Origin of the sequence: Streptomyces sp. P9-A2, assembly GCF_036634175.1 — a bacterium.
GTDB classification, from domain to species: Bacteria; Actinomycetota; Actinomycetes; order Streptomycetales; family Streptomycetaceae; genus Streptomyces; species Streptomyces pratens.
Map to the genome: position 1 here is coordinate 6,499,658 of NZ_JAZIFX010000001.1, position 22,856 is coordinate 6,522,513.

Annotated in this window: 11 protein-coding genes and 1 pseudogene; 5 read left to right on the top strand and 7 right to left on the bottom strand. The window is 70.3% G+C overall.

The window, feature by feature from the left end; all coding sequences use genetic code 11:
- Window positions 1-4 precede the first annotated feature (4 nt).
- Window positions 5-1,111: a hypothetical protein gene (locus V4Y04_RS29495; protein WP_332431409.1), complete on the top strand. Its 1,107-nt coding sequence runs from the start codon at window positions 5-7 to the stop codon at window positions 1,109-1,111.
- A 44-nt stretch (window positions 1,112-1,155) separates the two neighbouring features.
- On the opposite strand, the pseudogene V4Y04_RS29500 reads toward V4Y04_RS29495, so the two are convergent.
- The 6 genes and pseudogenes from V4Y04_RS29500 to V4Y04_RS29525 all read right to left on the bottom strand — a co-directional run.
- Window positions 1,156-1,662, bottom strand: a pseudogene (locus tag V4Y04_RS29500) (hypothetical protein); the annotation flags it as partial.
- A 344-nt stretch (window positions 1,663-2,006) separates the two neighbouring features.
- Window positions 2,007-3,026: a hypothetical protein gene (locus V4Y04_RS29505; protein WP_332431410.1), complete on the bottom strand. Its 1,020-nt coding sequence runs from the start codon at window positions 3,024-3,026 to the stop codon at window positions 2,007-2,009.
- A gap of 185 nt (window positions 3,027-3,211) precedes the next feature.
- On the bottom strand, window positions 3,212-3,739 hold the full coding sequence (locus V4Y04_RS29510) for a hypothetical protein (protein ID WP_332431411.1): 528 nt from the start codon (window positions 3,737-3,739) through the stop codon (window positions 3,212-3,214).
- Between the two features lie 69 nt (window positions 3,740-3,808).
- Window positions 3,809-7,915 carry an Eco57I restriction-modification methylase domain-containing protein gene (locus V4Y04_RS29515; RefSeq protein ID WP_332431412.1) on the bottom strand — a complete coding sequence of 1,369 codons (4,107 nt, stop codon included), beginning with the start codon at window positions 7,913-7,915 and terminating at the stop codon, window positions 3,809-3,811.
- Entirely contained in the window at window positions 7,915-10,917 is a 3,003-nt protein-coding gene (locus tag V4Y04_RS29520) for a DEAD/DEAH box helicase (protein WP_332431413.1), read from the bottom strand. The genes V4Y04_RS29515 and V4Y04_RS29520 overlap by 1 nt, the downstream gene beginning before the upstream one ends.
- Window positions 10,918-10,966: 49 nt before the next feature.
- Entirely contained in the window at window positions 10,967-17,341 is a 6,375-nt protein-coding gene (locus V4Y04_RS29525; RefSeq protein WP_332431414.1) for a protein kinase domain-containing protein, read from the bottom strand.
- 192 nt (window positions 17,342-17,533) lie between these two features.
- Here V4Y04_RS29525 and V4Y04_RS29530 point away from each other — a divergent pair, with 192 nt between their 5' ends.
- The 4 genes from V4Y04_RS29530 (at window position 17,534) to V4Y04_RS29545 (ending at window position 21,919) form a co-directional block, all read left to right on the top strand.
- Complete coding sequence (locus V4Y04_RS29530) at window positions 17,534-17,677, top strand: hypothetical protein (protein ID WP_332431415.1); 144 nt, start codon at window positions 17,534-17,536, stop codon at window positions 17,675-17,677.
- 511 nt (window positions 17,678-18,188) lie between these two features.
- A complete protein-coding gene (locus V4Y04_RS29535) occupies window positions 18,189-19,661 on the top strand; it encodes a hydrolase (protein ID WP_332431416.1) in 1,473 nt (490 codons plus the stop codon).
- A 342-nt stretch (window positions 19,662-20,003) separates the two neighbouring features.
- Window positions 20,004-20,543, top strand: coding sequence for a GNAT family N-acetyltransferase (locus V4Y04_RS29540; protein ID WP_332431417.1), 540 nt, complete (start codon window positions 20,004-20,006; stop codon window positions 20,541-20,543).
- A 473-nt stretch (window positions 20,544-21,016) separates the two neighbouring features.
- Entirely contained in the window at window positions 21,017-21,919 is a 903-nt protein-coding gene (locus V4Y04_RS29545; protein WP_332431418.1) for a TIGR03619 family F420-dependent LLM class oxidoreductase, read from the top strand.
- A 196-nt stretch (window positions 21,920-22,115) separates the two neighbouring features.
- Here the strand turns inward: V4Y04_RS29545 and V4Y04_RS29550 are convergent, their stop codons facing one another.
- Window positions 22,116-22,250 carry a hypothetical protein gene (locus V4Y04_RS29550; protein ID WP_443080106.1) on the bottom strand — a complete coding sequence of 45 codons (135 nt, stop codon included), beginning with the start codon at window positions 22,248-22,250 and terminating at the stop codon, window positions 22,116-22,118.
- Window positions 22,251-22,856 lie beyond the last annotated feature (606 nt).

The following is a 22,856-nucleotide window of genomic DNA, read 5'->3' on the forward strand; positions in this document are numbered from 1 at the left end:
ACCTTTGTTCGTATTCGCCTGTGCGAGGTGCGGGGCCGAGCTGACCGTCCCGCTGTCCCAGGTCTCCCTTCCGGCCCACGCCCGTCAGATATACGGGAATGGGGTCCGGCTTCCGGTGCTCATGGAGGCAGGGACGTTTGCCGTGGACCCGGAACCCTGGGGGCGGCCGTGGCGGATGTGGGACGAGATCGATCCGGGTGAGGCGGAGGCACGCGGCATCTACGCACCGGTCCACGCCCTGTCCGACAGCGCGCCCGGGGCGATGGTCATCGCGCCCGGCGATATCCGCGGAACCCGGCTGATCCCCGAGAAGCGCGGCGGTGCCTGCTGCGGCCTCGACGGGGCCGACGGCCCCAACATGGCCTGCGAGGCGTGCGACCTGCCCGTGGCGACCAGGGTCGACGACTGCTCGCTCTGGCAGGCCGTGCGGCTCAGCCCGGACGCGGTGCACCGCGTCCTCGTCGACGCTGTCCACGCTATGCCGCTCTCCTGGGCGGAGCTGACGGAGAAGAGGGAGAGCACACCCCCGTTCGAGCCGATCGCCACGTGGGGAGGACGGTTTGGGCCGAGCCACTACTGGTCGTGGAGTCCGCAATGGGAGGCGGCAGCCGGCCGGGCGCTCGCCCACCTGCTGGCGGCCTCCGAAGGGCAGCCGGTGAAGGTCCCCGACGGTCTGACCGCGGACGTGTTCCAACGCGCGCTCGACGCCCTGCTGCCCGCAGGCCCGCCGAAGCGGCGCGCCGTCCTGGCCGGCCCGGCACGGCCCGCCCCCGACGCGGGCGTCGGCATCCTCCTCGTACCGGTCCATCCCCAGACGGGGCAGACCTGGACCCCCGTCGGCCCGGCTGCATCGGCATACCCGGTGCCGCTGCCGCTGGGGGTGTGGCTGTGGCTGGTCTCTCCCCAGTCGTACGTGCCGGTTCCCGCGTCGGGCGGCATACCCCAGGACGTCCTCCGCGACGACCCGCTCCCGCCGCGCCCCAATTACCTGTTCCGGGCCGACCGGGGAACGTTCCAGCACACCTTGGTCCGGCTACCGGCCGTTCGCAGCCCGTGGCTGCGCACGATCCTCGAGAACCTCACGCAGGACAGGCCGGCCGGCCTCTTCTAGCCGTCCGGCAACCGGACAGCGCCAGACTCTCGTGTTCCCTACGCCTACGCGGCCAGCGCAGGGAACACGACCACCGAGCCGTCCTTGTCGCGGGCGATCTCGATCGCCACGTCCGTCGCGGGCTTGTCGACCACGACGCCGTCGCCCAGCTGGCGAATCCGGTGTGCCGCGCGCATCAGGCGATCTACTTCACCGGTGGTGAAGACGGGCCGCAAACCCTGCGGGCGAGCCAACTCCAGTGCCGACAGGCGTTCCAGGACACCGGTGATGCTCGACTCCAGTTTGTCGAGGCGCTGCTGGTCGGCCTTGAGTGCGCGGACGAAGTTCTCGAACAGGTTGTCAGGGTCGGTCTGGGCATGCTCGACGGCCTGCAGGACGATGACCCGCTGCTTCAGCGCGATGGCCAAGGAAGCGAGTTCGAGGTGGGTGCGGAACGTGCCGCCATGGTCGTCGACGCCGGGGAACGACTTGGTCAGCGTGCCGATCTCGACGGCCTCGCCGTCGGGCAGTTCGTCGAGTGCGCTCTGCCACTGGGCAAGGCGGCCGTCAGCGTCCACACCGGAACGGTTGCCTTGCGGTCGTCAGTCATCGTCTCCCCCTCGGTTTCGGACGACAGCCTACGGCTGACGTCCGACAAGAACGGCATGAACCTCGTTCTCTTCGGGGCGAGGGCGGCACGTCACCGCGCGCGTGCCGCCCGACCTCCCCGTGGACTCCGCCGTCGGATCACGGTCTTCACAGCAGGAGGGGAGGCGGGCATGAAGAGCCCCGACTGTTGAGGGCAGTCGGGGCTTCGGCAGCACCCCGGACGACGCGACCGCCATGTGACGGGCGTCGCAGGTGTGGCGGCCTACTGATCGGTGCGGTATCACCCGGCCGTTCGTGTGTGCCTTGGTCAGCCGGTCGAGGAGCCGAGGGCTCCCAGGCCCTGGTCGGGGACTGCGGTCTGCTCCGGGCTCTGGGCGGGTGCGGGGATACGGTCCGTGGCGGAGGGCGCGGCGAAGACCTCGTCGAGGGTGGTCGCGTCGATGGCGCGGTCGAACCAGAGATCCAGGACCGGCCTGTCCGTGCAGGTGGTGACGCGCTGTCGGGTCTCTTCCGTCATCGAGAAGCCGCGGTGCTCCATCAGGCGCAGCAGTTGCTCGGCCTTTCCGGCCACGAGTCCTTCCATGCGTCCTTCCACGCGTCCTTCCTTGAGTCCTTCTTCCTGTCCTGCGAGGCGGGCATCGCCCACGATGGTGCCTCGCCTGGGGGTGAAGAGGGTCTGCATCAGGTTCCTCCAGATCTTCCGGGCGTGTTCGCTGCCCAAGCCGTCCTCGATCAGTCCCGCCAAGTCGTCCCGCGCTTCGCGGTCCGTGTCCTGAGCCAATGCCTCGCCCACTACCGTCAGTATGCCCTCGATGTCCGGATCGTTGCTGTGGATCCACAGGCAGAACGTGGCGAAGTCCAGGTCGGCCGAGGCTTCCTGAATCTGGTTCACACGCGGAACATTGCACGGGCCCAGCACATGAGGCACCGTCACCTGGGTGGGGCGTCCCACGCCGGTACGCAGAGGTCTGGCCGCCCACGCCGCCGTCGCCGTGTCCACGCACAGGACCAGCAGGACGACCTCGAGTTTGTACCGGTCACGCAAGTAGGCGACGTAGTAAGGCCACGAGGTCTCCTTCTTCGTCTCGACGCCGGTCTGCGCCTCGACCAGGAGGATGAACGGATCACGCCCGTCGGGACGGACCACCCGCAGTACGGAGTCCATGTGTCGGGTGAACATCTTCGGGGCGCCGGATGCGTCCGCCGGGAGAGTCTCGGTGGTGACACCGGGCGGGATCCCGAGGTCCAGGAGGTCCAGCGCACGGTTCAGCGCTTTCGGACGTCCCGGCAGGAAGCCGTGCAAGGTGTCGTGACTGACATTAGGCATGATGTGAAACTATGCGCGAAGCAAGAACATTCGTTGGTGTTTGAGATGTAATCACCCGTTCGGTGGAGCCTCCTGAGGTTGACGCCGAGGCGTGCGGTCGGGGCGGCCATGGCGTGTCACGGTTCCGTCGGAGCGCTGAGCGACTTGAGGGCGTGCCGTCCGCTGGAGCAGCGGATGGCACGCCTTCACCGCGTTCGGGAGCCCTTGGTCTCGTCCGTGGGGCCGTAGCCGAGGGCCGCGCGGTTGATGAAACGGTCACCGAGGTCGCGAACGGGTGCGGGCTTCGGCCTCTGCTCGGCCTTTTTCGCCGTGGAATTCTTGGGGGCGAGCTTCTTCGCGCCCACACGCTTGGCTGGTGTCGCCTTCGCCTGCTTGGCGTTCTTCGCGGCCGGCGTGTTCCGCGCCGCGTACCTTTTGCGGAGCGCTGAGAGCTGCTCGCGTTCTCGAACGGCCACGTTGGTGGGGAGGGCGTCGGTGAGGGCGCGGGCTCGGCTGAGCGCGTAACGCGCTGCGCTCCAGTTCTTCTTGTCGATGGCCAGGCGAGCCAGGTGGAGGGCCTGGTGCAAGGCCTTGATCTTCGCGGGCTGCCGCCGGGGTATCGGGGACTCGGCCCCACTGCTCCGCCGTTGCCCGGCGGCACGAGTGCCCCAGTCCGTACCCGAGGTCAGGACGACGACCGAACGGGGGTTGCTGCTCTGGCTTCGACGTACCACGTGCGTTGGTTCCTTGGACGAGTGAAGGGCTCTCCGGGGTGGCCGTAACTATGGCCACCCCGGAGTGGGTCAGCCGTGGCGGGGGCCCTGGCCGGGGGGTGGGGTGAGGGTGGAACGGTAAGTGCCGGATTCGCCCTCGGTGAGCGGGGTCTCCAGGGTCAGACCGGCGGCGGCCATGCGGTCGTACTCGGCGAGGATCAGGTTCTTGGTGCGGTACTCGCCGTGCTTCTCCTCGTCCTTGCGCTTGGTGATCGGGAAAGTGTCGAGGATGTACAACACGTCGTCGCGGTCGATGCCGTAGAGGTGGAAGAAGAGGGCGTCCAACTCGGCGCGGATCATGGCTCGTCGGTCTTCGTCCCAGAGGAAGGGAGTACCGGTGTCGCCGAGATCGTCAGCGAAGGCCGTCATGTCGTAGGTGGTGTATGTGAGTTCGAGAATGCGTGGAGTCAGGCTCTGGGCGTGCGATGAAAGCTGCTCGTGGCTGAGGAACGGGAGCTGTTCGAAGTAGAAGAAGTTCAGGTTGGTCCCTCCGAGCTTCTGCCTCAGGACAAAGTCCAACGGCAGAGCGATGCTATTGCCGTACAGCAGGCCGGATGGTGCTTCCTTGCTGGGCAGCAACGCAGTTCCAGAGTTGCCGAGACCGCTCTTCGGAGCTGCGAACGTGATGCACGTTCGTTCATCTGTTGCTCGACAGACCATGCGGAATCCCAGAATCCAGTCCCTGTCCCAGCCCTTGCCGGTGAGGCGAGAGGTGACGCCCGATTCCTTGATTTCCTGGCCGCTCTTGTCGAACTTGCCAGTGGAGATGTCGCTCTCCGCCACCCAGTAGCGGGGCAAGGGGGCAATGGTGGCATCCTGCTTTTCGGTGATGCTGAGGTCCCGAACGGAGCCGTCCTCTTGGTAGGTGGCCCAGCGGTGGTCGTAGTGGTGCAGCATTTTCGCTTCGTGGAGCGGCAGCAAGCGCTCCTCATTGCGCATCAGGGTGTTGCCGTGAAGGCGCCAGCCGTCCCTGAGGAGGTCGTCGAACGTTTCACCGTTCTGGATGTCGGGGCGGAAGAGGTGAGATTCGTTCGACATGTCGAACATGCGCATGAGCGAGACGCCCCAGGGGTTGCCGTCGGCTCCCTTTGCCTCGTCGACAAGGACGGGGACACGGCGGTAGATGCCGAGGGTGATCTCCGCGTCTCGGCGGGATCGGAAAACAGGGCAGGTGCCGGTGTTGGGGTTGAGGAGAATGATCTCTTCCGGCGTGAGGGGGAAGGTTTTTCCCGCATCAGTCAGTTCTGCTGGATCATGGAGAAAAAAGCCGAATCGGGCGACGGTTGCAGAAATTTCAGTGCCGGTCAAGGAGAGTACGCAGAATTTGAATGACCTGTGGACGCCGGGGAACAGGGGTGCTGCGTTCTCGAAATCGAAGAGCGCCGCCAGTGACTTGTGTTTGACCAGGTCCTTGAAAAAGAATTGCGTCGTCGCGTCCGTCGCGATCCCGGTCGGGACGATCACGCCCGTCCGCCCCCGGGGCCCTGTCAGCATGCGGTCGGTCTCCGCGAAGACCGCGTACGTGTTGATGTCGCCGCGACCCGTCAGCAGGTAGCGGTTACTGAGGCGGAGGAAGTGGCTCTCCCCTTCCGTCCGGCGCTTGGCGGCCTCGAACTCGGCGTAAAGGCGGGCACCGTCGGCGTCGTTGCGCAGTTCCGAGATGAGGCGCTTGCGAGCCGCGGCGTTCTTCGCCTCGGCGATACGCGGGTCGCGCTGGCCGAAGAACTCCTGTTCCTGCAGCTTGACCCGCTCCCACGGTGGGTTCCCGACCACCGCGTCGAACCCGCCGGCCCACCCCGTCCCCGGCTGAACACCAACCCTCGAGTCCGGGACCGCGAACACCTCAGGGAACTCCAGGTGCCAGTGGAAGAAGTGGTACTGGTCGCGTAGGCGGAGGATCTCGGTGTGCGTGGTGTCCGGCACGGCGGACCGGTTGTGGCTGCGCAGTGCGCGGAACACTTGGTCGGTCGGGGCCTCGGGCGCCCCCTCGTGCTTGGGCCAGACGAACGCGGCGCACCAGGCGTCGGCGGCATGGAGGTCGTGGACGTAGGCGGTCGACTTCGTGTAGGCGCGGTAAGCGGATTCCTGCGCCCGTACGTGCTCCAGAAGGTCGGAGGGGGCCATGGTGATACGGGAGAGTTCTGTGGCGTACCGCTCGTTGCCGGGCAGGGGGTCCGTGTCGAAGGCCAGCTCATCCTGGCCGCCACGCTGGGCCTTGTTCCGCTTGACGAGCCCGGCCGCGTACTTCTTGTCGTCGCCCTCGATCGGCTTGAAGGCGTCGTCCGGAACCCCCTCCGCCAGCAGCTTCGGCGTCGCGCCGATCAGACCGTTGCCGTGCTTGACGTGGGCGTCGAGGAAGCCGAGCGGCTTGCCCGGTTCCAGGGCTTCCAGCCACAAGGAGACCTTGGCCAGGTCCACGGCCATGAGGTTGAGGTCGACGCCGTAGACGCAGCGTGCGACGACCTCGTGCAGGGCGTGGCGCACGGCGTCGAGGGGCGGCTCGGGGTTACGCTCGCGCACCGACGCTACTCGCTTGGCGATGCGCCGAGCCGAAGCGACGAGGAAGTGCCCGGACCCACAAGCAGGGTCACAGACCGTCAGGGAGAGCAGTTCCTCCACGATGTCGTCGGCCGGGTCGGGACGGCCGGCCTCGGTGGCGCGCTGCTCGCCGCGCTTGACCGCGTCGTCCATGACCGGGTCGAGCGTCGTGTCGAGCAGGCACTCGATGAGCGAGGACGGGGTGTAGTAACTCCCGGTCGTCTTACGGCTGTTGCCCGCAACCTCGATCAGCTCGAAGGAGCGGTCCGTAGCGGAGTGCTTCGGCTCCAGCTCCAGGAGGGACTCGTAGACCGAGCCCAACTCCTCCGCGTCCAGATGGCGGTAGTCGACGGAGCGCCAACGCCGGGCACCCGGGTCCCGTACCTGGGCAAGATGACGCACAGCGGCCAGCAGCGACTCGTTGGACAGCTTCAGACCGTCCAGCGGCACGTCGGCCTTCGTGTGGGAGAACAGACCGCCGAGGCCGGGCAGGCCGAGCTCGGGGCGACCGCTCTCGGCGCCGAGAGCGTCGAGGACGATGCGCAGCGCCTCGTACTGGTCCCCGTGGGCCGTACCCTGCCGACGGCGGGCCCGCTCACGCAGCCGCGCCGACGAGAAGTACCGCTCGTACGCCTCCCGCTGCCGCTCGCCGGCCTTCGGGTCGAGCAGGGCGTCCCGGTCCTCGGCGACGAAGACGAACAGCAGGCGGTAGACCAGGCGCAGCAAAGCATCCCGGAGTGCCTTCGGATCGGTGTCCTCGCGCAGCCGGGAGTTGTCCGGGTGACGCAGGAACCCGGTCCCGAGCACGGTCAGCGCGTTCTGCACCCCCAGCCGCAGCTGATCCAGCGCACGGGCCCCCGAAGTGACGGCTTCCGCACGCCACTTCTCCAGCCAGCACCCCGCAGGAGCCGCACCCTCCGCCACCGCGAACCGCGACGCGTGCAGCACGCAGTACAGCAGCACGAACTCGCTGAACAGCTCCCCGTCGAAGATCGCCTCAAGGTCGAACTCGACGTACGCGGCCGTCGCGAAGGACGAGGAGTCGCGCAACAGGCGCAGACGGCGGCCGTTGGTGAGGGCCGCCCACAGGTGGGCCTCGGTGCGGTTGAGGCAGTCCTGGAGCATGGACTGCGCGGGGACCTGACCGGCGGCCGGACGCTTGTCCAGCTCCTGGTTCCACGCGACGAGGTGGACCAGCGCCGGCCCGTGCCGGTGTGACACCGGAAACCGCTTCTCCGCATCCGAGTCGGCCGGGATGCCCGCCGCGCCGACCTCTGTCAACGCGCCGAAGTCCAGCTTGCGGAAGAGCTGGGCGAGCCAGTCGGTGCCTGCCCGGCCGGTCGGGTCGGCGGCGGGCGCACCCGTGGTCGGGTCCGAGGGCAGGGCGGTGCGCAGGTCGCGCCAGAGCGGCTTGAGGTACTCCCAGGCGCGCTCGGCCTCGTCGCGTACGGGCACCGAGGCGGGCAGGCCGTAGTCGGCGGACTTGGTGCCCGGCAGGTTCCGCGCCTCGGCGATGCGCAGCAGCATGTCGGCGGGGAGCAGACCGCCGACCGTGGTGACGGCGGTGAAGGCCAGGGCGGTGCGGGTGGCGGCGGACATCAGGCTTCGGCTCCGGACACGGTAGAGGCGGACGCGGCGGGGGCGGGGGAGACGGACGCGGCGGGCTGCGGTGGCACGTACACGTACACGCCCAGGACGTCGGCGGGCTCCTGCGGGACGACCTTCAGGCCGCGGACGATCTCCTCGTTGGCCTTGCGGACCCGGCGGTGCGAGGCGTCGAGTTCGGCGGCCAGGCGGGTGCCGTACTCGGTGAGGCGGGCGGCGAGGTCCGGCAGGCCGTCCAGGTCGCGGGCGATCTGGTTGCGGGCCCGCTGCTCGTGGGTGTTGCCGGTGGCGCGGGCCGCGAGGAGGGCGGTGGCCGCGTCGTCCTCCAGCCAGCGGGCGCGCTGCGGCAGGCCCTCGTAGGCGAGCAGGCGGGCGTCCTCGGCGACCACCTGCCGCTCGCCGGTGCGGGACGGCAGGGTGAGGTGGAAGCGGTAGCGGACCAAAAGGAGCGTGGTGCGGGTGGTGACCGCGTCCGTGGTGACCACACCGCAGCGGCGGGCCGGGCGAGGGCCGAGGGCGTTCGCGTCCAGCGCCGAGTCCAGGACGTACGAGGCGACGGCGCCGATCGCCGGGTCGGTGCGGACCAGGGCGGCCTCGCCGCGGCCGATCGCCGGCGTCGTGCGGAACGGGATCTCGCGGTCCTGTTCGACGAGCCGGTTGCCCAGGGTGGCGGCGAGCGTGGCGCGCAGGCCGGCCGGGGTGCCGCCGACCTGGGCGGTGAAGTCGCCGGTGCCGTCGCGCCCAGAGAATGTCGCAGTGCGGACCAGGGCGTCCAGGTCGCGCAGTGCCTCCAGGGCGAAGTCGCGGACCTCCTCGGCGCCGCCGAGCGCGGCCCGTACGGCGGCGACCTCGCGGGCCACCTCCTCCGGGTGGATGGCGCGCTGGGCGTACTTGGAGCGGGAGGTCTTCTCCCGCTCGGCAGCCGAACTCCACTCACGCTCGATGCGGTCGAAGGACTCCTGGTTGCCGTCCAGGTCGAACAGACTGTCCTGGCTGCCCTGCCGTCCGTGCAGCAGCAGCCACTCCACCACCGCGTCGGTGACGCCGGAGGCGGTCTCGTCGGGCACGGAGACGGAGATGCCCAGGTCCTTCTTGATCTGCCGGTGCTTCTTGAACAGCACCTCCAGGACCTTGCCGTCGATGCCGTTGTCCTCGCCGTACATGGTGATGACGCGGACCTGGTCGCGCTTCTGGCCGTAGCGGTCGACGCGGCCCTCCCGCTGGTCGTGGCGGGTCGGGTTCCAGGCCAGGTCGTAGTGGACGACGGCGTCGAAGTGGTGCTGGAGGTTGACGCCCTCGGAGAGGCAGTCGGTGGCGATCAGGACGCGGCGGACGGCCGGGTCGTCGCCCGCCTCGGCGGCCTCGGCGGCCTCGGCGGCGAGCTGCTCGATGCGCTCCAGACGCTGCTGCGGGGAGACGGTGCCCGTCACGGCGGCGATCTTCGTCTTCTTGCCGAGCCTGCCGTCGAGCTGCTCGGCGAGGTAGTCGGCGGTGGGGATGTAGCGGCAGAAGACGATCGGGTGGTAGCCCTCGGCGATCAGGCCCTTCAGGTGCCGGGTGAGCGCCTTCAGCTTCGCGTCCTCGGCCGGACCGACCAACTGCTCCGCCCGCTGGGCGAGTTCGAGGAGCCGGGCGCCCGCCTCCTCCGACTCGGCGGCGCCCGGCGCGACGTCCATGCCCTCCAGCCGGTCGTTGTCCGCGGAGTCGGCGGCCACCGGGGCGCCCAGCACGTCCGCCTCGTGCGCGGTGCGGGCGGCGGCGGACTCGGAGCGGGTCTTCAGGGTCTGCGCGGCGGCCGCCGGCGAGGAGACCATCGAGCGCAGCAGCGCGATCACCGACCACCAGGCGATCCGGGCCTCCCGCTTGCCCTGCTCGCCGGCCGCCTCGACACGGTCGCGCGCGTAGGCGATGGCGTCGTCGAGCAGCGCCCGGTAGGCGGGGGTCAGCTTGTACGGCTCGTCCTTCGTCCAGCGGTCGGACGGGAAGGCGGTCCGCTCGGCCAGGGAGTCGTCGGCGAGGCCGTCCTCCTTGGTGAGGTAGTCGCGGACGTCGGCGCGCTTGCGGGCCACGAAGTGCTCGGCGAGCTTCGCCCGCCCCGCCGGCGTCTCCAGGTCCAGCGTCGCCAGTTCGGGCCGCACCAGGCCGAGCAGGTTGCGGAACGCGGACTCCTTGCCGGAGTGCGGGGTCGCCGTCAGCAGCAGGAGGTGGCGGTCGGCGTCGGCGGAGACCTTCCGCAGCAGCTCGTAGCGGAGCTGGCTCGAGGCGGACGACGCGGCGCCCTGCGCGGGGTCGTCGGCGGCCACGCAGGTGTGGGCCTCGTCGACGATCACCAGGTCGGGGCAGTGCCGTACGAAGTCCTCGCGGTGGCGGGTCGACTTGATGAAGTCCGTCGAGATGATCGTGAACGGGTGCTTGTCGAACAGGGACTGGCCCAGCTCGAGGTCGCGCTCCAGGCGTGACACCGTGGAGGCGAGGACCAGTTCGGCGTCGATGCCGAACTTCTCCCGCAGTTCGCCCTGCCACTGCTCGGCCAGCGCCGGGGAGCACAGCACCGCCAGCCGGGTCGCCTCGCCCTGCGCGAGCAGCTCCTTGGCGATCAGGCCCGCCTCGATCGTCTTGCCGATGCCGACGTCGTCCGAGATCAGCAGCCGCACGGTGCGCTGCCGCAGCGCCATCAGCAGCGGCACCAGCTGGTAGGCGCGGGGCTCCACGGCGATCGACGCCAGCGAGCGGAACGGGCCCGCACCCGACCGGAATCCGATGCGCAGCGCCGTGCGCAGCAGACCGGCGGCGCGCTGGTCGCCCAGGTCGGCCGCGCTCGGCAGCGCGAACTCGGCGGAGCGCACGTCCTCGAACGCGGGGAAGACGGCCGCGATGTCGTCCTCGCTCCCGCCCAGCGGGCGCAGCACCAGCATGCCGGCGGCGCTCTCGGGCAGCACCACCCACTCCCGGCCACGGGCGGCGACCAGCGAGCCGGCTGTGTACGTGGGGCTCATGAGATCTCTCAGTTCCTGAAGGTCGAGAAGTCGGGAAGGGGCGAGGCGGTCAACGGAGATGGAAGTAGGCGGCGTTATGGTCGACGATGGCGTCCCAGTCCGCGTCCGACGGGAAGCGCAGGACGTCCCAGCCGGCCTCCTCCAGGCGGTAGCCGGCCTCGATGCCGCGGGTGGAGTCGGCCGGGTGGCCGGGGACGTCGACGAACACGGCGAGGTCGGCGCCGTCCAGGCGGAAGACCAGGTCGGGACGGGCGTCCGCCCCGCCGACGAAGGCGTCGACCTCGTCCGGCAGCCGGTAGCCCTTCGCCCTGAGCCAGCCGAGCAGGTCCCCCTGCGCGACGAGGGCCGCCAGGTCCGTCTTCACCGGGGTCGGCGACGGCACCGGGACGCTCGCGGACGCGGCCGGCGGCGCGGTGTTCGTGTCGCCGACCGCCGGGGCGAGCCTGCGGAACCGCTCGCTGCGGGACTCGCCGCGATCCTCCCGCTCGGTGCGGGCGCCGGCCAGCCGCAGCAGCAGCGGGCGGGCGGCGTGCCGGCTCAACTGGCGGTGGTGCGTCTGGTTGGCATACGTCAGCAGGCAGGCGTAGCAGCCGCGGGCGCACTTCTCGCCGTCCGCCGGACCGCCCTCGTCCTCGCCGGTGTCCGGGTCGAAGTGGCAGATCTCCAGGGCGGTCCGGGCGGCCCTGGCGAGAGCGTCCCTGTCGTGCTGGATCCGGCGCAGCACACCGGCGCCGCCCTCGGCGGCCTCCGTGAACAGCATGCGGCGGCGCGGGCCGTCGTCCGGCGGCAGCAGTTCCGCGGTCAGCTCGGAGTCCTCCAGCTCGAACGCCGCCTCGATGCCCCGCTCCAGCGCGTACAGGAACGACCACGCCACCGGCTCGGGCTCCGGCTCGTCGAGGGTGAGCACGAGGATGTTGCGGCGGTCCTCCACGTACGGCAGGACGCGCTTCTTGCGGCGCTTCTCGTTGCCGTCCTCGTCGACCACCGGCATGCCGGTGCCCTCGATGGCGTCCGCGGCGGCCCGGTCGTTGAGCCAGCGGCCGTCGCCCAGGTCCAGCCAGTAGCCGTCCGGCTCGCCCTCCTTGTCGCGGACGCGGCCCAGGTTGGTGATGCGGACGGTCGCCGAGTCGCCGTAGTCCAGGTCGAGGACGGGCCCGCCGCCGGCGTCGGTGACGTGCGAGGTGAGGCGTCCCTTGCGGGCGCCGTGGTCCTGGAACGCGTACGAGGTCTCCAGGCGGAAACCGGCCCGGCGGCGCTCCTCCTCGTCGGAGGAGATCCGCTCGCGCGGCGTGGTGTACACGGTGTGCAGGTGGAGCAGGCCGGTGCGCTTGCCCCTCAGCTGCTCGCCGCACATCGCGCAGACGTCGGAGCCGACCTTGACGTCGTAGTGGTAGCCGCAGCCGTCGCAGCGCCTGGCCTCCGCCGTCGCCAGGTCGCCCGAGGTGTCCGGCGGCAACTGCACCCGGGTGACCTGGTAGCGGGCGCCCTCGTGGTAGATGAGCGCACCGGGCCCGAACTCGCGGATCGCGAGGAACCGGGGACGCTGCAGGTAGTCCCCGTCGGCGTTGCGGCGGTTGCCGGAGCGCGGGATGTACGCGGCCAGCGGCAGCCGCGGGAAGTTGTAGCCGGGCAGGAACCCCTCGGACGCCAGATAGCGGTACGGATTGAAGTCGCTCATCACCGACTTGTTTTCGGCGGAGCGGTTCAGCAGCAGGTTCGTCTGCGTCTCGGCCTCCCGGCGGCGGGTGCGCGCCCGGACCTGCTCACCGGGGGAGAGGGTGTGGTCGACGACCCGCTTGTTCTGCTCGTACTGGTCGATGACGGCGGCCCGGAACAGCTCGCGCCACCGGTCGAAGGAGGCGTCGAACTCCTTCGGGGCCCGCTCGATCCGGTCCTCGATCCACTCGTCGTACCACCAGGTGGTCGACTCGAAGTCCGCGATCAGCGGGGCGAGGACGGTACGGGCGGCGGCGGCCGCGCGCCTGCGGGCGTCCTCGTCCCAGGACCTGTCACTGATGTCGGAGAGGAGCGGCAGCTCCATCCGCGGATCGGGGCGGTCCTCGCCCTCGGGGTCGTAGGCGACGTCGATGACGTCCGGGATCGCGGTGCCGAGCTTCATCTCGGTCTCCGCCAGCCAGATGCCCTGCAGGTGGGAGCGGACCAGGTCCTCGTTGGCGAGGTCCAGGCGCGGCGGGGCCACCTGCCCCGACACCATGTCCTGGGAGCGGCGGAAGTAGTACTGGTCGTGGCTGTTGCCCGTCGCGCAGTACGTGGTCACCAGCGCGGGCTGGCCCGAGCGGCCCGCCCGGCCTGAGCGCTGCGCGTAGTTCGCCGGGGTCGGCGGCACGTTGCGCATCATCACCGCGTTGAGCGAGGAGATGTCCACGCCCAGCTCCATCGTCGGCGAGCAGTACAGCAGGGGCAGTTCGGCCTTGCGGAACTGCCTCTCGCGCTCCAGCCGGTCCTCCGGGGTGACCTGCGCGGTGTGCTCCCGCGCGAACAGGCCGGCCAGCTCGGCGGCCGCGGTGCGGTACAGGTCGCGGAAGAACGGGTTGACGCGCGGGCCCTCGCCGCTGCTGTAGGTGCGCGCCAGCGGATCGACCGCGCCCCGCTCACCGTTGCCGGCCCGCCAGATCAGGGCGGCGGCCGACACCCGGTAGCCGGTGCGCTTCTGCGCCGCGCGGCGGCGGAAGGCCGGACCGGAGTGCTCGGGGACCGCCTCCACCTCGCGCACCAGGTCCGCGTCCCGCAGCACCTTCAGCAGGTCCTCGATGACGCCCTGGACGTCGTCCAGGGAAACGGAGGCCTCGCGCAGCTCGGGCATGTTCCGCCGCAGGTACTTGCCGAACTTGCCGCGCGCCGACAGGAACAGCGCGGAGCGCTCCATACCCGGCCGTGAGCCGTACGGGTAGGCGGTACCGACGTCCGGCCGGTCGCTGTCACCCAGCACCCACGGCCCGGTGAGGCGCTCCTCGCTCGCCCGCTGCAGGGTGTCGAAGTCGTCGCGGAAGTACTGCACGTCGATGGCGAGGGCGCGCCGCATGAAGTCGAGCAGCGTACGGGCGACCTCCTCGCGCAGCGCCGGGTCGGCGTCGCGCAGCACGGCGTGGGCCGACTGCCAGCGCTCGGGCCGGGCGGCGAGCCAGTCCAGGTCCTCGTAGTCGATCCGCAGCAGCCCCGTCTGCTCCAGGTTCGGCATCGTGATGCGCCAGCCGCGCTCCAGGTCGCGGTAGAGGCGGTACCCGACGACGTCCCGGAAGACCTTCGTCGCCCGGCGTTCCATGGACGGGGGCAGGTCCGTACCCACCGCGTACTCGCGGGGCGCGAGGCCCATCACCCCGGTGACGGCCTCGGCGAGGTCGTCGTGGCGCAGCCCCTCCTCGCCCGCCCGCACCGCGGCCTGGTGGAGGGCGCCGCGCAACTGGGTCACCTGGGCGAAGTCGTTGAAGTGCCCGGCCTGCAGTGAGGCGTCCTGCCGGTTGTCGACGAAGGTGAGGAGCTTGCGCGCCTCCTTGCCCAGGCTCTCCTCGGGCACCGCCCGCAGGGATTTCATGATCGACGCGGAGATCAGCGAGGTCGCCGAGGAGCGTCCCTCCTGGTCCAGGGTGGCCAGTTTCGCGAAGTCCCGGCCGCGGGTCTGCTCGTAGGAGACCTGGCAGTGCGTGCAGAACAGGAACGGCGCCGGGACGAACGCCGCCACCAGGCCCTCGCCGGACTCGTCGCCGTGGGCGTCCACGACGACGCGCTTGGGCACCCGGGGCCGGTAGGACTTCTTGACGACCATCACGCCCTGCGCGTCCGGCTCGAGCCACGACTCCGGCAGCCGCCGGTCGTCCACGGCCTTCTGCGGATCGGCCGGCCACTCGTAGTCCTGCCCCGGCATGCCCAGGTACAGGTAGCCCTCGCCGTCGCGGCCCCCGGAGGCGGAGGTGTCCCGGCGAGGCTCGTAACGGAACGCGCCGCCCTCCTCGGTGCGCCAGACGGTCAGGTACTCCTGGCCGCACTCGCGGCAGAACGCCAGCGGGAACAGCGGCTTGCCGCCGCTGCCCGGCTGCTCCAGCTGGTAGGTGCGGGTCAGCGGCCGGGTGAGCGGATCCTCCAGCGTCGTGTAGACGGTGTCGCCCTTGGAGAGGAACTGGTGCAGCCGGAACGCGAACAGCGGCCGTTCCGTCCTCGGGTTCTTGGCCTGCGCACCCGCCTCCAGGGTCGTCCGGATCGCCTCGCGCACGCTCTCCTCGGCCACCCCGGACTCGGCGGCCAGCTCGGCCGCCGCCTCCTCGACGGTGCCCGGGGCACAGCGGCGCAGCCGCCCCGTACCCTCCTCGTGCTCCAGACCGAACCGGGACTCCACCCAGCGGGCCAGCGAGTCCTTCGTCAGCGCCTCGTACGAGCGGGGCGCCGCCGGTACCCGCAGCCGCTCGGCGGGCACGGTCGCCGGTGCCTCGTCGGTCGCCCGGACCAGGGTCTCGCCGATGACCCGCTTCGGCAGCACCGTCGTACCGAACAGCCGCCCCGCGACCTTGGCCACCTCGCGCTGCTGGTCCTCCCAGGAACCTTCGGTGGACATGGTCGCCGAGGTGCCGATGCACTGGAGGGACGCCGAGGCCCGGCAGGCCTCGCGGACCCGGCGGATCAGGAACGCCACGTCCGCGCCCTGCCGGCCCCGGTAGGTGTGCAGCTCGTCGAAGACGAGGAACCGCAGCCCCTCGGCCATGCGGATCAGGCTGGACCGGTCGTCCGGCCGGGTCAGCATCAGCTCCAGCATCACGTAGTTGGTCAGCAGGATGTCCGGGGGATTCTTGCGCAGCTCACGGCGCTCCTCGGTGGACTCCTGGCCGGTGTAGCGGGCGAAGGTGACCGGCTCGCGGCCCTTGCCGAAACCGTGGCGCAGGTACTTCTCCAGCTCCCCGAGCTGCGAGTTGGCCAGCGCGTTCATCGGGTAGACGACGATCGCGCGCACCCGGCCCCCCGCGTCCGGGCCCGCCGCCTGACGCTTCTTCAGCACCCGGTCCACGATCGGCACGATGTACGCCAGCGACTTGCCGGAACCGGTGCCGGTCGTCAGCACGTAGGAGTCGCCCGCCTGCGCGGCCTCGATCGCCTGCCGCTGGTGGAGGTGGAAGGTCAGCGGCCGGCCGTCCGGGCGCGGCGACGTCTCCTTCTTGTCGGCCTGGAAGATCTCCGCGCACCTGGGGTGCAGCACTCCGTCCCGCACGAGGTCGGTCACCTGGCCGCCGTCGGCGAAGAACGGGTTCAGCGACAGCCACGGGTCGGGCCACTGCGACTTCGCCGCCAGGTCGTCCTCGACGAAGCCGGTGATCCGGGCGTCCCGGATCACCGTCCCGCTCTTGGTGAAGCTCTCGTACTCACCGATCAGGTCGGCGTGGATGCCGAAGACGTCCATCGCGTCGGGCAGGCGCGGCTCCCTGCGCGGCACGGGTGCCGGCGCGGCCGGGGCACGCTCCGGGAGCAGGGCGCGCAGCCGCGCCACCGGGTCCATCACCCGCCAGTGCGGAGCCAGCAGGGTGGCCGTGTCGTCCGGCGCGAGCGCGAGCGGGACCAGTACCTCACGGACCACGGCGGCGTTGTCGGGCCGCAGTTCGGCGTCCTTCTCCAGAAGGCGCTCCACCAGCCGGACCAGCCCGGCGGGCAGGTCCGGGCGCACCAGGGTCAACTGGGGCGGCTGCTCGTGCTGGTGCTGTTCGGAGAGCTCGAAGGGGGTCCGGGCGGAGAACGGCGGGCGTCCTATCAGCAGCTCGTACAGGATGCAGCCGAGCGCGTAGAGGTCGGCCGGGGCGGAGACCCGTTCGGCGCGGAACTGCTCGGGTGCCATGTAGCGGGCCGTGCCGAGGCTGGCGCCGGTGCTGGTCAGCCGCGTCTGGTCGGGGTCGTCGACGATCGAGCCCATGCCGAAGTCGAGGATCTTGACGGTGCCGTCGCCGGTCAGCATCACATTGGCCGGCTTCAGATCGCGGTGGACGACCCCGGCGGTGTGCGCGGCGGTGAGCCCGGCGGCGATCTGCGCCCCGATCGCGGCGACCCAGGAGACCGGGAGCTGGGGCTCCTCGTCGATGAGGTCCGCGAGCGGATGGCCGTCCAGCAGCTCCATGGCCAGGTAGGGGAGGCCGCTGGCGCCTGGGGCATCATCCACACCGCCGTCGATCAGCAGGGTGAGGTTGGGGTGGCCCTGGGAGAGCATGCGCATGATCCGCACTTCGCGGCGGAAACGGTCGATCTCCTTGCCGGACCCCGAGGTGTCGACCGCGACCCCGGTCCGGCCGCGCAGCACGGTCTTGACCGCGACCTGGCGGTGCGGGGAGTCCGGGGCCGCCTGAAGGTCTTCGGCCCGATGCACCTCGCCCATGTTCCCGCGCCCCACGACCCCCGTGATCCGAAACCGTCCGTCGACCGTCTCCAGGCCCACCGGCCCTCCCCCTGTTCGCCCGTCGCGTGCAAGATGGGTACATCTTGCACGGAGCGTATACCTTCGCCCTCCAAGGAGGGAGGCGTCTTCACGTTTACGTTGTCAACGGGTTATGGCTTTTGTGAATTCTTGGATGGTCGACGGGGGCGTTCGTGTCCGTGGTGACGAGGATGGTCACCGCTTGGTCACCGCTTGGTCCCGCACACCAAACGGCTGACCGGGATGGGGGTTCTGGTCGGCTCGCACGAACCGCACCGACCGAAGCCCGGGGGAGGCACCGGCGACTTCTGCTGGACGGAGGCGCTGGACCTCCTGGAACCCGGGCTGGCCGCGTAGCGCGCCGCGATCGGACCGGCCTCTTGCCGTCCGTCCAGGCCGAGGCCTGTATCAACGCACGTCGGCGGGAGAGCCGACGGCCCGTCCCCCAGACGGACCGGAAGAGGACAGTGGAGCCCGGCCGCAGTCTGCGGCCGCTGTCTCGGCTCCGATGACTCCGACGGATCTGTCTTCCGGCTGGTCGAGAGCGCATGAGCGATTCGGTGGGAGAGGCACGGAGTGAACCAGGTGCCGGGCGGGACCGAGCAGGAACCCGGGCGGGGCAGTCCTCTGAAGTCCTGTCGGTAACCGTGCCGGCCGCCGGTGGCTCCGTGCCACGGAGCAGGCAGCGAGGGGACCGGCTCTGAGGGCGACGGTGTGCAGTTCGGTGGTCCCGAGGGAGGGTGACACGAGGAACGGCAGAGCCGCGAACGCCCACCGGGAGCGAGGGCAGCCGGTCTCGCCTCTTCGGGCAATCATCGTGCCCCGTAGCTTCCTGACTCGGCGCCATTGCTGCGTTTAACGTCCGGGAGTGAGCCTATGGACTTCTCTTGAGCCGGCGTCGACGACGGTGGATCCCGGTGGTAGTGCGACGGTGCGGTTGCGGGTGCGCAACACCGGTGACGTGGTGGACGAGTACCGGTTCGAGCCGGTGGGTGATCTCGCGCCGTGGGCGCGGGTGGAGCCGCAGTCGTTGCGGTTGTATCCGGGGACGACGGGGACGGTGGAGGTGTCGTTCGCTCCGCCGCGTACGTCGGACGCGGCGGCGGGTCCGCATCCGTATGCGGTGCGGATCACGCCGACGGAGCATCCGGAGGCGACGACCGTTCCCGAGGGGAATGTGACGGTCACGCCGTTCACGGAGGTGCGAGCGGAGTTGGTTCCGCCGGTGGTGAAGGGGCGGTTGCGGGGGCGTCCGAAGCTGGCGGTGGACAATCTCGGTAATACGAGGGTGACCGCGTCGCTCAGTGGCAGTGACAACGGTGATCAGTTGTCGTTCGATCTGGATCCGGGCAATGTGCAGATCGAGCCGGGGCGGGCGGTGTTCGTCAAGGCGCGGTTGAAGCCGCGGGAGATCATCTGGTTCGGTTCGAAGCAGGAGCGTCCGTACGCGTTGGCGGTGCAGCGTTCGGGGGTGGATCCGCAGAGCGTGGACGGGACGTTCGTCCAGCGCGGTTTCCTGCCCGGATGGCTGGCGTCGATGATGGGGCTGTTCCTGGCGCTGGCGATCGCGTTCGTCGTGATCTGGCTGTCCTACAAGCCCGACGTCCGCTCCCTGGCCACCGAAAGGCTCCAGGAAGCCGGCACCAGCACGCTGCCGCCGCCCGCTCTCTCACCGGCCCCCGAGGCGCCGAAGGCCCCGGCCGCCGGCGTCACGGCACCCCCGGCCGTGACCGAGACACAGCAGGCCGGCGGAGAAGGAGAAGGAGCCGGAGCCGGAGAAGGAGAAGGAGAAGGAGCCGGGGCGGGGGGTGGTGGTTCCGAGGAGAAGGAGACCAGCGCACCGGAGAGGACCGCAGCGATCGCCGTCCAGCAACTGGCCGCGGAGGATCCGAGCGGACGGCACATCTGCTACCGGGTCTATGTGGCGGGCCAGGGCTGGAGCGACGCCGTGTGCGACGGCGAAACAGCCGGCACAGCGGGCTCGGGGAAGCCGATCAAGGCCGTCAACACCGCCGTGTCCGGAACCAAGGGCACAGCCGGCGGCGCCTTCGTCCCCGACCCCGCGTCGACCAAGGGCGAGGGGCACTACCCCGATCCGTGGCCGAATGCCGCCGACGGCATCGACAACTACGTCGGCAGTACCGAGGAGGGCGCCCCGGACATGATGGGGTTCAGCATCAGCGTCGACAGTGGCGGCGGCACCGTCTGCCAGTCCGTCTACGTCCACAACGACGCCTGGCTCGGCCTGGAATGCGACGAGCCCGGGGTCGGGTACAAGTTCACCTACGCCGGCACCCGCGACAACGACTTGTGGATCGAAGCGGTCAAGCTCACGGTGTGATCCGAACGGTCCACCGGCCACTGCCGGACGAAGTGGCTCCAGCAGGTGAAACAGGTCGCACCGGGGCCGGCCCACCATGTGCCTTCCAAGGTTGAACCGTTCGTCCACTGGGGCCGGTTGCACGCCGACTGCTTCCTTCTCGGGGAGCAGACACCGCCAGGCGGTGTACGCGAGGGGGAAGGACCCCGAGCATTCCACCGTGGAGCCCTTCCGCACCACCCGGCGGGACGTCATCCCGTTGGTCGCTTCGTTCACCCCGGGAACGATCCGTGCGGTGGACGGTGGTGGCGCCCGGAAGGAAAGGGATTGCCTCGGGGCCGGAGCTCACGTTGGCTGGGCGGCATGGCTGAACTGCGTACCGATCACCTCGTCCTGCGCCGGTGGCGTGACTCCGACCTCGAACCGTGGGCGGCGATGAACGCCGATCCCGAGGTTCGGGAGCACTTGGGCGACCTGCTCACCCGCGAGCAGAGCGATGCCTCCGTGACGCGGTTCCGGGCCGAGTTCGACCGGCGAGGCTACGGATGGTGGGCGGTCGAGGTGCAGGCCACGGGCGAGTTCATCGGCTTCGCGGGCTTGGACGAAGTGGACGACGACATACCGTTCACGGGAGTGGAGATCGGCTGGCGGCTCGCCCGTTCGGCCTGGGGCCACGGGTACGCCACCGAGGCCGCGCTGACCGTCCTGGCCCATGGCTTCGACACTCTTGGGCTTCCCGAGATCCTCGCTGTCACCACAGCCGCCAACCTCCGTTCGCAGGCGGTGATGCGCCGGATCGGCATGACCCGAAACCCGGCCGACGACTTCGACGACCCCACCGAGCCCGAAGGGCCACTGCGTCCGAACGTGGTGTACCGCATCGCCCGTGGTGCGAGGAGCTGACGTTCTCCCCTGGGGTGGTTCGAGCAGGCTGCGGGTGTGAGAGGGCTCCGCCCGGCGCAGGCAGCGGTGCGGGGCCCGGGTCTGTGCCGGATGGCTGAGACGGGGAAGTCGGCCACGGCCGTGCTGCTCTTCGCCGTCCCGTCCCGTTGGTGAGGGCGAGTTCGGCGGTGGTGGGCGTCAAGGTCTCGTTGCGGCCGAAGACGTACGGGCGGCCCGGGACGTCCAGTCGGCGCGGCACCTTTTCTCGCACGGCATCACCGGCTCGCGGGATTCCGTGACCCGGCCGTGCCCGGTGCTCTTCACAGCCTTTGGGGAACGGGTGCCCCGGCTTCGTCCATATCGTGCCAACTGCGCACGGCGCGCTGAAGGTTGAAGGTGCAAGGACCTGCTTAGGGTGAACTTCACCCGATGAGGATCATGCCGGTGCGGAGCTGAAGTGCCGCGTCCGGCAGCAACACAGTGTGAAGGACGGCATGAAGATAGGTTTCGCCCTCCCCCAGTTCCACCACCAGGCGTACGGCGTCGCCCGGACGGGCACGTTCGCCGCGGCGATCGAGGAGGCCGGGGGTGCCAGCCTGTGGGTGGGGGACCGCAACCTGGCCGCGGTCCGTCCCGTCGTGGGATACGGAGGGCAGGGTGACACCATCCCGGAGGAACTGAACCCCGCGGCGGACCCGTTCGTCCTCCTCGGCGTCGCCGCCGCCGCGACCAGCCGGGTGCTGCTGGGCTCCCACGTCCTCGTCGCCCCGCTCTACCCGCCCGTCCAGCTGGCCCGGTCGCTGACGACGATCGACCTGATCAGCGGCGGACGCCTGCTGCCCGGCTTCGGGGTCGGCTGGTCCCCCGAGGAATACCAGGCGGCCGGCCTGGACTTCACCCGCCGCGGTGCCCGCATGGAGGAACTGCTCGACGCCCTCGACGCCATCTGGACCACCGACCCGGCACAGTACGAGGGCGCGCAGCTCTCCGTGCCCGAGCACCACTCGCCGCTGAAGCCGGCGCGTCAGCCGCGTCCGCCCTTCTACCTGGGAGCGATGTCCGAGCGCGCACTGCGCCGTGTCGCCCGACGCGGTGACGGCTGGCTGCCGCTGATCGTCGTCCCCGGTTACGTCGACATCGACGGGCTCGTCGCGCAGCGCTCGCAGCTGGACGAACTGGCCCGGCAGGCCGGCCGTGATCCCCAGGCGATCGACACCGTGCTGCGGGTGAACATCGACGCCGGCACGAGCACGGAGCGGGTCGCCGACACGGTCAAGGAGGTCCACGAGCGGACGGGCATCGACCACTTCATGATCGACTCGATGTACGACGTGGACACCGTCGACGGGTCCATCGAGCACGCCCGGCAGATCCTCCAGCTCGTGGCGAAGGGCTGAGCCCTCGTCGTCCTGGGGCGCTGAGGGCCGGCGCCGGGAGGCCGGCGTGCGTCGGCCCGGTGGTGCGGCCCAGTGGTGTGGCGCGGTCCCGGTGAGGTTCGCTCGCCGGGACCGCGAGCCCGCGACCGCGCCGTGACGAACTCTGCCGTCTCGCCGGGACCCGGCCGACCACACCGCAACGAGACCGCGTGCGTCATCACGACCCGTTGACGACCACCTTCGTGATCCTGATGTCGCCCGAGAAGTCATCCGCCTGGGCGGCCGCCGGAATCGTGAGCGCGGACAGGGCGAGGGCCCCGGCGAAGCCTGCCACGGTGGTGCGGTGATGCATGAAGGCGTTTCCCCCATGCTCCAGCGCCTCAGGAACGTCCCGAGGCGGAGCTGATCATGCCCACCCGGTACGCGGATGGCACGGACATGACCATCAGGTCGCGGGAATGGTTGCCCATCGATCACACGGCTGCCAGGACGAGCGCGGGGCTCACGCCATCTTCCGGCCCGGTCTGCATCGACGCCGCCTCCCTCGCGCCGCAACTCGTCCTCGCCGGGCACGCGCCCGCAGACATCGCCCGCCTGCTCCGCGACCATCCCGCCACCGCCGAAAACCCCGACACCACCACGGCGTTCCTCGCCGCACTCACCTGCCACTGGCACCGTCATGCCCGCAAGCCCGCGCCCCCGGCGTCCCCGGACCGCGCGCTTACCAGCACCGCGCCGCCGCCGGTCTCGCTCTCCTCAGTTACCGCGTGGGGAACAGCGAATGGCTCCAAACCGGTTTCCGTAGGCAGCGACCCCTTCGGCCAACAACGCAGTGGAGCCCGGGCTTCGGTTCGGGCCCCACTGCTTCCGCCGCCTTGTGCCGTCAGGCCTCCGCCACCGAGATGGCCGCGAGGACGGTCCCGGCGATCTGTGCCACAGCGCCCTGACAGGTCGGGGG